The 12,271-nt window shown below is 29.0% G+C and carries 12 protein-coding genes; 2 read left to right on the forward strand and 10 right to left on the reverse strand.

Annotated features, from left to right (window positions below):
• Positions 1 to 4: 4 nt before the first annotated feature.
• Entirely contained in the window at positions 5 to 157 is a 153-nt protein-coding gene (locus Q1A15_RS13070; protein ID WP_299624548.1) for a hypothetical protein, read from the reverse strand.
• 278 nt (positions 158 to 435) lie between these two features.
• Between Q1A15_RS13070 and Q1A15_RS13075 the strand changes: the two genes are divergently transcribed.
• Positions 436 to 930, forward strand: a complete 495-nt coding sequence (locus Q1A15_RS13075) for a hypothetical protein (protein ID WP_299624551.1) — start codon at positions 436 to 438, stop codon at positions 928 to 930.
• 334 nt (positions 931 to 1,264) lie between these two features.
• Entirely contained in the window at positions 1,265 to 1,768 is a 504-nt protein-coding gene (locus tag Q1A15_RS13080) for a DNA starvation/stationary phase protection protein (protein WP_299624554.1), read from the forward strand.
• A gap of 265 nt (positions 1,769 to 2,033) precedes the next feature.
• Here Q1A15_RS13080 and Q1A15_RS13090 read toward each other — a convergent pair whose 3' ends face one another.
• The 9 genes from Q1A15_RS13090 to Q1A15_RS13130 form a co-directional block, all read right to left on the reverse strand.
• Positions 2,034 to 2,720 carry a DUF547 domain-containing protein gene (locus Q1A15_RS13090; protein ID WP_299624560.1) on the reverse strand — a complete coding sequence of 229 codons (687 nt, stop codon included), beginning with the start codon at positions 2,718 to 2,720 and terminating at the stop codon, positions 2,034 to 2,036.
• A 66-nt stretch (positions 2,721 to 2,786) separates the two neighbouring features.
• Positions 2,787 to 3,347, reverse strand: a complete 561-nt coding sequence (locus Q1A15_RS13095; RefSeq protein ID WP_299624563.1) for a glycoside hydrolase family 19 protein — start codon at positions 3,345 to 3,347, stop codon at positions 2,787 to 2,789.
• Between the two features lie 24 nt (positions 3,348 to 3,371).
• Entirely contained in the window at positions 3,372 to 3,941 is a 570-nt protein-coding gene (locus Q1A15_RS13100) for a hypothetical protein (RefSeq protein ID WP_299624566.1), read from the reverse strand.
• Entirely contained in the window at positions 3,941 to 4,309 is a 369-nt protein-coding gene (locus tag Q1A15_RS13105) for a hypothetical protein (RefSeq protein ID WP_299624569.1), read from the reverse strand. Before Q1A15_RS13105 ends, Q1A15_RS13100 begins: the two co-directional genes overlap by 1 nt.
• A 606-nt stretch (positions 4,310 to 4,915) precedes the next feature.
• Positions 4,916 to 5,116: a hypothetical protein gene (locus Q1A15_RS13110; RefSeq protein ID WP_299624572.1), complete on the reverse strand. Its 201-nt coding sequence runs from the start codon at positions 5,114 to 5,116 to the stop codon at positions 4,916 to 4,918.
• Positions 5,117 to 5,391: 275 nt separating this feature from the next.
• A complete protein-coding gene (locus Q1A15_RS13115) occupies positions 5,392 to 5,616 on the reverse strand; it encodes a hypothetical protein (RefSeq protein ID WP_299624575.1) in 225 nt (74 codons plus the stop codon).
• Positions 5,617 to 5,742: 126 nt separating this feature from the next.
• A complete protein-coding gene (locus Q1A15_RS13120; RefSeq protein WP_299624579.1) occupies positions 5,743 to 7,389 on the reverse strand; it encodes a serine hydrolase in 1,647 nt (548 codons plus the stop codon).
• An 84-nt stretch (positions 7,390 to 7,473) separates the two neighbouring features.
• On the reverse strand, positions 7,474 to 8,610 hold the full coding sequence (locus Q1A15_RS13125; protein WP_299624582.1) for an AraC family transcriptional regulator: 1,137 nt from the start codon (positions 8,608 to 8,610) through the stop codon (positions 7,474 to 7,476).
• A 212-nt stretch (positions 8,611 to 8,822) separates the two neighbouring features.
• Complete coding sequence (locus Q1A15_RS13130) at positions 8,823 to 12,263, reverse strand: methylmalonyl-CoA mutase family protein (protein ID WP_299624585.1); 3,441 nt, start codon at positions 12,261 to 12,263, stop codon at positions 8,823 to 8,825.
• Positions 12,264 to 12,271: the final 8 nt, after the last annotated feature.

The following is a 12,271-nucleotide window of genomic DNA, read 5'->3' on the forward strand; positions in this document are numbered from 1 at the left end:
TAATTTATTTTGTCATTAATATAATAGAAACAATAATTGCAATAATTAAAGCTACGATACCTATTATTATAATGATGTTACTTTCGTTGTAGTTTTTTTGGTTAAAAGGTTTAGAACGCTTTCTTCTTACCTTTAAAAATTTAGATACTTTTTTCATAAAATAAACTTGTTTTAATGTTCACTTCAAGATAACTCATTTCGAATTCTAAGATGAACTCAAATGATGTTTTTATTAACCCATTTCCTACTTTTTTAGTTTTTAAATGCTTGTTTTACAGGTTTTTTTAAATGAGTCAAGAATGAAATCATATGAGCTAAAGAAGAAGATAAAGCCTGCTTAATTTTGTAGTGTATTTGTTTAAAAGCATAAATGCAGATGTTAAATAGTAAGCATCTAAAAAGTAAGTTACTACTAACTTTAAAAACATATACATTATGAAAAAAGTATTCACAACAGCATTAATTTTTAGTTTAGGATTGTTATTCGCACAACAAGACATAATTAAAACAGATTACATTAAAACTATTGAAGAAGGAAAAACAAAAGTTTATGAAAATGGTAAATGGATTTACAAAGACATCAAAATTATAACCTTAAAAGAGGAAGACGTTAAATTCGATAAAAAAGACCGCTACAAGTTAAATCAAGATCGAATCGATGCGCCAGTTGAAGTCACAAAAATTGTAATGACAGATAACGATATGGATAAATATTATGACGACGCATATCTAGTCACTTATACTTTAAATAAAGACAATTCTTTATTATCACAAAGTACTATTCTACCCAAAAGAATTTCATTAGATACCGATTCATTTAAGAATATCGAAAACTTTACAGGAGAAGTAGCATTAACAGAAGAAAGAGACTTTAAAATTACTGCAGTAGATAACGAAAACGAGGAATTCGAATTTATACTTACTTACTAGTGAAAGGGATTTTACAGATTTTCGTTTTCCCCGATAACCAGAGTGTAGATTATATACTCTTCACACAGGCTCTGTACAGAGTGCAGAGCCTTATTTAAAGAACTAAATGCATTTAATTAAAAGTGTATTTGATGATAAAGGAGAGGGATTCGAATTATTATTTATTTACCAATAAAGATTACTAGACTTTCGTTTTCCCCCGATAACCAGAGTGTATTTATTATCACTCTTCACAAAAGGCTCTGTAGAGAGTACAGAGCCTTATTTTAAAAAGAATTACGAACACACAATTATCAATTTATATTGATTTCCACATTGTGAAAAAACATTAAACATGAATTATTTAACAAGAAATAAAGAAGAAAACTTATTAGTAGCTAAACAATTAAATCAATTATTAGCAGATTATCATATTTACTATCAAAAATTAAGAAACTTTCACTGGAATATTGTGGGAGAAAACTTTTTTGAATTGCATGAAAAATTCGAGAATATGTATAAAGATGCCAGAGTAAAAATTGATGAAATAGCAGAACGAATTTTAACTTTACAATTTCACCCAGTAAGTAGATATAGTAGATATTTAAAAATCTCATCCATTTCAGAGAATTCTCCGTTTCAAACAGATAGAGATATGATGTTTATTCTGTTAGAAGATCATAAGAAATTATTATATCAAATGAATATAGTAATTAAAAAAGCAGAACAAGTAGGAGATGAAGGTACAATCGATTTAATTGGAGGATACATTAAAGACTTAGAGAAAACAAGTTGGATGTTAAATGCTTGGACAAAAAGTAAAGTGCAACAATTGAAAGCAGACATCGTATTATCATAGAAAATTATAAACTTAAAATAAATCAGAATTAATTAATGAAGTTATTTCACATTAAAAGAAAAACCAAAATAGAAAACAGATTCTCACCACAAATGGGGAGGTTAATTACGAAAGTCACTTACATAAAAAAATATTTTATGTTTCTACCTGTAAACACTTTACATAAATACAGAGAAACATATTACGGAGAAGTTAAAATGTGCGATGACTGTCATTTATATATTTAAAAAAGGAAAAACCTTTTACCATTGGTAAAAGGTTTTTTTTATGATACGAAGTTATCTAAATTTTCTTCCCAAGAATAAGGCTTGAATTTTATAACATGACTTGAAATATTTTTATCTAGTTGTGTTTTATAAATTTCACGAATACCAGAAAAACCACCAAAATCTTTTAAAAACCATTTGAATAACATGGTTACATGTACTTCTTTCTTGTTCTCAAAAAAGTCTGTCTCATTCTCTAAAAAAGATTGTGTTGCCAAATCTAGTTGTTCATCAATTGTATCAGCATTATAAAAAGCAATTGGAGGGCAACTTTTTGCTCCGCAATTTAAAGCAAAGTGTATGCGATAATCAATTGTTGTAACCGCTAGTTGTTTAATTAATTTTGGAGCAAATAAATTAGCGATAAATCCTAACGAATATTTGTAACGATACTTTCTTAAAATTCCGTGTTCAATATCATCTAAACTGAAATAACAACCTGCAATTTTAATGATTTTAGCTCTATATATTTGAGGTTTACTTAGGCGTAGTTCTTTCCTTAAAATTAAAAAGTAAGCATTATAGATATTAATCCAGAATGCTTTCTTTTTAGAACCATCTTGTAAACTTTGTTCTAAAACTTCTAAAGGCGTAAAAGAAAGTTCTAATGTAAACCTAGTGGTTTCGTTATTATTTTTTACGGCTAATAAAAGTTGTTTAGAAATATCAATTATTGATAAATTCATAAGAAAAATCATGTATGGTTACATGATTAGACTAAAAAAACAAAATATCTTACAAGAATCTATTTCTTATGGAATATAGTTGAAAGAAATCGCAGCGAAAAACTCTTTAGCATAGTCACCGATAGTATACATTTTATCAGTCCCATTCACTATTCTTCTAGCATTATACCAATCAGATTTACTTTCGTTGAAATAATTACCTAAAGATTTTCCAGTGAAAACCCCATTAATCATTCCGTGGAATAAAATTTTAGTAGCAATTTCTTGTTCTAAAGCTAAATCAGGATTGTTAACAAGATCTATGGCTAAGATATCTGTATATCTTTGGTAATTTAGTTTCCAAGTCAATTGAACATAACCTCGTCCGTAATAAACTTGTCCGGTTTCTGCATCAGGAATTCCATATTTTCTTCCTCTTCCTTTACGATATTCACGAAGAGGTTTAATAGTTTTATCGGTTTCATGATATGCTGTAGCCAAAACATAAGCAAGCCATCTTACATCTTTTAAGTTTTCATTTTCCCAGTAATCTAAAATTTGATTGTAACCGTCAACCTGACTTTGTTTTAATCTTCCAAAATGTAATTTGAATCTGATATAATCAAAAAAGAATTTTCTATTTATCATAACATATTTAATAAGGTGGTTAATTTAATTTGCAATTAATAATCCTATTAAAAGTCCGGCTCCAATGCCTCCTCCAATAAGACCAAAATTTTTCCAGAACTGTCTTCGTTGTGCACTTTTAATTTGTTTCATGCTAAGTTCTAACGAAGTGTTGGCATTATTTAAAGATTGCTGAGTTAAATTCAATGTTCTTTCAGTTTCCTTTAAAGAAGCTTTTAATTCTGATATAGTTGTTATATATAAGTTTGATTGTGTTTTTGATTTTTCTTCTAACTGATTAAAAAGTTCATTGTTTTCTTCTATAATACGTTCATATTTTAAAACAATATTTTCAATGTCTTTTCCAAAGTCATTTTTAAATAATTCTCTTCTTAATTCTTCATAATAATTAAAACGAATTTGATTTACTAAGTGCAAAGAATCAATATTATTAATAACTACAGTTCCTTTATTAACTGTAATTGGTAATTTTCGAGATCGAGCATATTCTTTTCCAATAGTTATAGTGTCTTTATTCTTTTTTTGACCATAACTATTATTAAAGGAAAGAAGTGTTATAAAGATTAATAAGGTTAATTTAATTGTGTTTTTCATTATTCAAATTCATTGTTTTTTTGACGTAAATACGCTAATCGTTCTGTAATTTCTTGTTGCTTTTTCTTAATGTTTTGTCGCTCTTCCCAATCTTTTGGCGCTTTAGCTCTTTTCTTTAAAATAATAGAATCTATTTCTAATTGTAAAGCTTCATTTTGAAGTTCATATTTCCTGATTTCAGTTTTTAAATTTTTAATTTCTTTCTGAGCTTTATTATTAGATTCTTGTGCATTTAAAACTTCGGTTTGAGCCTTTTTTACAGATTCTTTTGCATTTTTTAAATGACTGTCTAAAGTGAAAATTTTAATAAGATTTGAAACACCAATAATACAGAGTACAATGAGTAAAATGATATTCGTTTTTTTCATGAAATAGGAGCTTTTTCGACTTAATTTTTGTGTAAATTACTTAAAAAATATGGAAGAATACTACTATAAACGATAAAGTTTACATTAAAAATTGAAATTATTTTAAGAGTGGGAACACAGTGTTTTAGTGTTGATTTTTAGGTTTGTACAATAGAAATAGAATACAAATAAGAGGGATGAATACACAAATTACAACAGAAGCTTGTGTGTAATTTAATCCGATCACTTTGAACCAGTTTAAGAAGTCAACAGATTGTTTAAAAAGCTGATCTGAGAATGATTTAAAATCTTTGATAAAGAGCAAAGAAACAAACACAAAACATATAAAAGTTAATACTATTGTATAGTTCTTTAGAATTCGGCTTAATAAGTATAGAAAAAGTGCTGGAATAAGTATGTAGTAAACAATTATATTAATTTCATTATAACTAAAACCAGTAATTTCAGCTATCCATTTTAATAGTTTATATATCCATTGAAATATTGTTTTCATCAGCAATTAATTCTATAGCAATTTACAGTGAAAAATATAAAAAAAAATCCTGAGTAAAATATACTCAGGATCTGATTTTATAAGTCTTAAAGGTTAGTTGTGTTGTTGTGTTTTTATAATGTATTTTGAATCTTATAATTTTCAACATAAGCTTTTAGTGAATATCCCACTGCAAAACCTAATAATAAACCTGTTATACTACCTAGTAAAATTCCTACTGAAAGATTTCCAGTTAAAGTTCCGAAATTAACTCCTAAAGAAGCTCCTAAGCCTGTGGCGAAGATTAAACTAAAGATAAAATATGTTTTACTCATTTATTAATTTTGATTTGCTTACATATATAAGAAGAGTAATAAGTCTTTTTGTTACAGTGTTTTACAAAATATTTTATTTTTTGGGATGAATAAAAATTAAATTTTATCAGATTTTACAAGGCTTCTAAATCAATTTTAATAGGTGATATTTTTTGATGAAATTTTGTGTTTTTTGATGTTTTTTTGGATCTCAAAAGTTATGTTTTTTACTATTTTGAATAAAAAAGAGAGATAAAATCTCTCCTTTTTTAGGTGTTAATTATGTTTTATTTTTTCTAATAAAACCAAAATCCTCCATTATTTCCTGAACATTGTGCTAAATGACCGTTAATTACACAGTCTCCTTCAACACCAACACAAGCTTCAGAATATCCTTCAAAAGATCCTCCACCTACACCAGTTCCCATACATTTTTGAACTAGAAAAGCTCTTCCTCCATTGATTTCTTGTTGCTCTCCTTTGTTTAATTTTTTACCTAAGTTTAAAATTGTTTTTTTCATGATATTAAATTGTTTTACACTAGAGAGTTCAATCTATTTATGAATTGTTACTACCATTAATCATGATTTTTTGAAAAAAATTAAACTATAAGTTCGAATAGCTTTTTTTACTGATCAAAACTGTTTTTAATTTTCATCAATTACAGCAGGAAGTATATATTCTTGCATCATTTTATCTACATTAGAATGAGCATTTGGAACATTATATGCCGAAGAAGTAATAACAATAACAAAAGGAATATTTTTAAAAATAAAGATTTTATTTCCGCCTCTACCGCTACAATATGAAACTTCATAAGTTTTGTTGTTTACAATGTAAGTTTTATTCCAGAAAAGAAAACCGTAATATTCATTTTCTAATCCAATATTTGCTAGCGACACTTGTTTAGATAAGGTTTTTTCTACCCATTTTTCATTAAGAATTTGTTTGCTTTTCCAAGTCCCTTTGTTTTTATATAGCTGTCCGTATTTTGCAAAGTCAACAGCTCTTAATTGAATTCCACCAGCTGTGTTTCCTACTTTTTGAGGTGTATATTGCCATTTGTAATTAGTAATACCGAGAGGTTTAAATAATTTTTTGCCTGCATAAGAAACCAATCCTTCAGGAACAGATTTATGAATTACATCTCCTAAAACAACTACTCCAGCTGTAAAGTAAGTGAAATCGTGACTTAATTTTTTATCTTTTTCCATGGGTAATTTCAATGTGAAATCAACCCAATTTTTAGTTGGATACATTTTTTCTTCATTTCCTGGGCTATTATAATTTGTGTCGTCACCAAGAAAACCAGAAGTCATGGTTAACAAGGATTCTAAAGTGATACTGTCTTTCTTTTGAGTATAGTTTTTAAATGATTTTAAGTTGTAAAAATCTTTTAAAAGCGCTTTTTCATCATTAATATAATTTTCTTGAATTGCTATTCCTAATAGGGTAGAAGCAAAAGATTTTCCTACAGATCTAACATTATGTAAACTGTTTCTGTTGGCTCCATTAAAATATTCTTCAATTAACAGTTCATTATTTTTTATGACAACAATTCCATTAATTTGATCAAATCTTTTTTCAGCTATTTTTCTATTTAAAGCTTCAATTTTATCTTTATCGTAGTTGCCTTTTGAAATTTCCCAATCGTTAAGTGGTTTTATTTTTTGAATTGGAACTAAATGTTCATCAATTTTGATTCTAGCGACTTCAATTTTTAGAGTTCCTTTAGATAAAACAGGTCCTGTTTTTAATTCTTGATCCTTCAAATACGATCTTACTTCTACAATCAGCGAATGTTTTCCTTCAGTTAAAATATCTTCTCCACCACTTAATTTCATAAACTTTAACCACATAAACCAACTCCAAAAATCAATTTGTTCAGGATAAATTAATGGGAGTTTATAAATAAGTTTATTGGTTTTAGTTTCTAAAGTACCGGCACCTTTATTTAAATTTTCGACGTGTATTTTTTTATCATTTACTAAAAAAGTAAATTGAAAATTCCCTTTGTTTAATAATTGTTCATTAGTTAAATTAGGAGCTAATGATTTAAGACTTTTTATAAGTGGTTCTTTTAACGTAAAGTGAATGTTTAAAAACTTATCTTTATGTAATGTGAAATCATCAGTATAATTATCGGATGTGATTTTATTGGTTTTGAAATCAGCCTTAGAAAAAAATAAGGTGTTTTCTGGTGTTTCTAATTGATTTTTTTTCTGTGAAGAACTTATAGTATTGCAAGCAATAAAGAGATAAATGATACAGAGTAAATTAAAATTTAATTTCATGTTTATTAGTGTTTTATTATTAACAAACATAGATTTAACAAGGAAGTCAAACGCTCCAATTTATAAAATGGGACGCATTTAATACTATTTGGAGTTGTTTTCTATGGACTTTTTATACTGCAAAGGAGTGATTCCTTTGATATTTTTAAATACTCTATTGAAAGTCGTTTTTGAATTGAAACCGCATTCAAAAGATAATCCCAATAAAGTAATATGATCATAATTACCACTCTGTAATTTTTCTATAATTGCATTAACACGATATTCATTAATAAAGTCTGAAAAGTTCTTATCTAATCCGTCATTAATTACTTTAGATAACATGTTAGGGTGCATATTAAGATTATCGGCAAGAGATTTTAAAGTCAATTCAGAATTTAAGTAAAAACGATTCTTTTTCATTTCCTCTTTTAACCAAGAAGCTTTTTCAAGAATTTCTTCAGTTGGGCCTTCTTTTTTATGGTGAGTCTCTTTTTTGTTAGCTTCTAAGAAAACAATTTCAGGTCGTAAAAAAGCTTCAGCGCTAATCCAAATTGTAATTATAGAAAGTGCTATATACATAGGATAATAATCACTAATACCTAACTGAAAATTAAATACTAAATAATCTATAAAAGTATACGGAACCCAAAGTATCCAGATTATAGCGAATATGACGATTAATCGATATAACCATCTTAAATTATAAGCATTGTTATCACTATAATTCTCGTTAAGCCATGTATGATAAATTCTGATTTCTTTTAAAGCATAAATACTGTACGAAACAACGGATATAATAGCAAGGAATTGAATAATTGGAATTATTTGATGAAAAATAGTTGTTTCAATACTAGTTTTCTGAGTTGTAAGAGCTTCTTGACTAATTAGAAAATGAACACTAAGTTCTAAAACTACTGGTAAAAAATGAAGGAGTTCTTTTTTAGAAAAGTGAAAACTAAAATTAGTCATTCGTTTCACATAGAAATATAACAATGGACCAAGTGCCAAAGAGAAGTGTAGTGGAATTAAATAAAAGTAAGTAAAATAACGAGTGAACTGAAAATCTATACTTATAACCCAAACATTCCATAAAACAATAATAAATACAACTAAGCCAAGAAGGAAATTAGCTTTTCTATTGATACGTTTGGTAAAAATGAGTAAAGATCCAAATGTAGTGCCTATAAAAATCGACGCAATTATAACGAGATTGAAGATGTTTAAATTTAGTTCACACATTAACTTATAGGTTTGGATTGCATTTTAGTTCAACAATATAATTTCTTTAAAGAAAAAGAGCAGTAAAAACTTAACATTTCTACTGCTCTTGATTTTATATTAGAATAATTGGTTTTGCGTCATTCCGAATTTATTTCGGAATCTCATAAAGCTATTTAAGAAACAGTTTACAATGAGAATCTGAAAAAAGTTCAGGTTGACGTATATAATTATTACATATTTCTTCTGTATTGTCCACCAACTTCAAATAATGCTGAAGTAATCTGACCTAAAGAACAAACTTTAGCAGCTTCCATTAAGCATTCAAAAATGTTTTCGTTTTGAATTGCAGCTTGCTGTACAATCTTTAATTGATCTTGTACCTCTTGCTTGTTAGCTTCATTTAAGTTTTCTTTTGTTTTGATTTGGAATAATTTTTCCTCTTCTGTTGCACGAATAACTTCTTGTGGAGTAACTGTTGGAGAACCTTTAGAACTTAAGAACGTATTTACACCAATAATTGGAAATTCTCCTGTGTGTTTTAAAGTTTCGTAATATAAACTCTCTTCTTGAATTTTAGAGCGTTGATACATTGTTTCCATTGCTCCTAAAACTCCACCACGTTCTGTAATTCTATCAAATTCAGTTAATACAGCTTCCTCAACTAAATCAGTTAATTCTTCAATAATAAATGAACCTTGAATCGGATTTTCATTCTTAGCTAATCCTAATTCTTTATTGATAATTAATTGAATTGCCATTGCTCTACGTACACTTTCTTCTGTTGGTGTAGTAATCGCTTCATCATAAGCATTTGTATGTAACGAATTACAGTTGTCGTAAATCGCATATAATGCTTGTAATGTAGTTCTAATATCGTTGAAGTCAATTTCCTGTGCGTGTAAAGAACGCCCAGAAGTTTGAATGTGATACTTCAACATTTGTGCACGTGGATTTGCTCCGTACTTATATTTTAATGCTTTTGCCCAAATTTTACGAGCTACACGTCCGATAACTGCATATTCCGGATCGATACCATTTGAGAAGAAGAACGATAAGTTTGGACCAAACTTATTAATATCCATTCCTCTAGATAAATAATACTCTACATAAGTAAATCCGTTAGCTAAAGTTAAGGCTAACTGTGTAATTGGATTCGCACCAGCTTCAGCAATATGATATCCAGAAATAGAAACAGAGTAGAAGTTACGTACGTTTTTCTCAATAAAATATTCTTGAACATCTCCCATTAAACGTAATGCAAATTCTGTAGAGAAAATACAAGTATTTTGAGCCTGATCTTCTTTTAAAATATCTGCTTGAACCGTACCACGAACTTGTGCTAATGTATTCGCTTTAATTTCTGCATACACGTCTGCTGGCAAAACTTGATCTCCGGTAACACCTAAAAGTAATAAACCTAAACCATTATTACCTTCTGGTAAATCACCGTTGTATTTTGGTCTAGCAATACCTTTATCGTCGTATAACTCTTTTAATTTTGTTGCTACTTTCGATTCTAAACCGTGTTCTTTAATGTGTTTCTCACAGTTTTGATCAATTGCTGCATTCATAAAGAATCCTAATAGCATTGGAGCCGGACCATTAATAGTCATCGATACAGAAGTCATAGCATGACTTAAATCAAATCCAGAGTATAGTTTTTTAGCGTCATCTAAACAACAAATAGATACTCCTGCATTTCCAATTTTTCCGTAAATATCTGGTCTATGTCCAGGATCATTTCCATATAACGTTACCGAGTCAAAAGCAGTAGATAAACGTTTTGCTGGCATTCCTAAACTTACGTAGTGGAAACGTCTATTCGTACGTTCTGGTCCACCTTCTCCTGCAAACATTCTTGTTGGATCTTCACCAGTCCTTTTGAAAGGATACAATCCAGATGCATATGGGAATTCTCCAGGAACATTTTCTTGCAAATTCCAACGTAATAAATCACCCCAAGCTTGATATTTAGGTAAAGCTACCTTTGGAATATCAGAATGAGAAAGTGATTTTGTATGCGTTTCAATTTTTATTTCTTTATCACGTACTTTAAACGTGTAAATAGGATCTTTATATTTTTGAACTTTAGTAGCCCAGTTTAAAATGACTTCCCAATTATATGGGTCTAAATTCATTTTAACCTTGTCGAATTGCGCAAATAATAATTTAGCAAATGGGTGTTCGTCATTCTGAACTTGTTTCAGAATCTCATCTTGGTTAATTCCATTTTTAGTAAGGAAAGATTCCTTCACTTCGTTCGGAATGATAGATAATATCGTTTGATAAATTCCATATAACTTTTGAGCAACCTTTTCTTGGTCATCTACTTTTTTATCGTAAGCTCTATTATTTTCTGCAATTTCAGATAAGTAACGTGTTCTAGCTGGCGGAATTACAAATATCTTTTCAGACATTTCTTTAGTAATTTCAAAAGTAGATTTTAAATCAGCTCCTGTTTTTTCAACAACTTTATCCATAATCGCTTTGTATAGCGAGTTCATTCCAGGATCGTTGAATTGAGAAGCAATAGTTCCATACACAGGCATATCATCCATGTGTACATCCCAAAGATTATTATTACGCATGTATTGTTTCTTAACATCGCGTAATGCATCTAATGCACCTCTTTTATCAAATTTGTTAATCGCAACTAAATCAGCAAAATCAAGCATGTCAATTTTCTCTAACTGAGTTGCAGCTCCAAATTCAGGAGTCATAACATATAAAGAAGCATCAGAATGTTCTATAATCTCAGTATCAGATTGTCCGATACCAGAAGTTTCCAAAATAATTAAATCAAACTCAGCAGCTTTTAAAACTTCAACTGCTTCATTTACATATTTAGATAAGGCTAAATTAGATTGACGTGTTGCTAAAGAACGCATATACACACGTTCGTTATTAATAGCATTCATACGAATACGGTCACCTAATAAAGCTCCACCAGTTTTTCTTTTAGAAGGATCGACAGATATTAAACCAATAGTTTTTTCTGGGAAATCAATTAAGAAACGACGAACTAATTCGTCTACTAAGCTTGATTTACCAGCACCACCAGTTCCTGTGATACCTAATACTGGAGTTTTAGAAGTTTCATTTTTCTTATGAATAATATCCATAGTTTCTTTTGAAACTTCTGGGAAGTTTTCTGCTGAAGAAATTACACGAGCAATACTTCCAATTTGTTTTTCAGCTAAGTGTTTTACTTCACCGTTTAATTTATCACCAATGGCAAAATCAGATTGTTGTACAAGATCATTAATCATACCTTGTAATCCCATTTCACGACCATCGTCAGGAGAATAAATACGAGTAATTCCGTAATCCATTAATTCCTTAATTTCTTCAGGAAGGATTACTCCACCACCACCACCAAAAATTTTGATATGACTTGCTCCTTTTTCTTTAAGCAAGTCGTACATGTATTTAAAATATTCGTTATGACCACCTTGATAAGAAGTCATAGCAATTGCATTAGCATCTTCTTGAATAGCACAGTTTACTACCTCTTCAACACTTCTATCATGACCTAAATGAATTACCTCTACACCAGTAGACTGGATAATTCTACGCATTATGTTTATTGCAGCATCATGACCGTCAAATAATGAAGCAGCAGTTACAATTCTTACTTTATGCTTGGGTTTATAAGGAGCTATTTGTTCCATTCGTAAAT

Origin of the sequence: uncultured Tenacibaculum sp. (assembly GCF_947495995.1) — a bacterium.
Classification (GTDB): Bacteria; Bacteroidota; Bacteroidia; order Flavobacteriales; family Flavobacteriaceae; genus Polaribacter.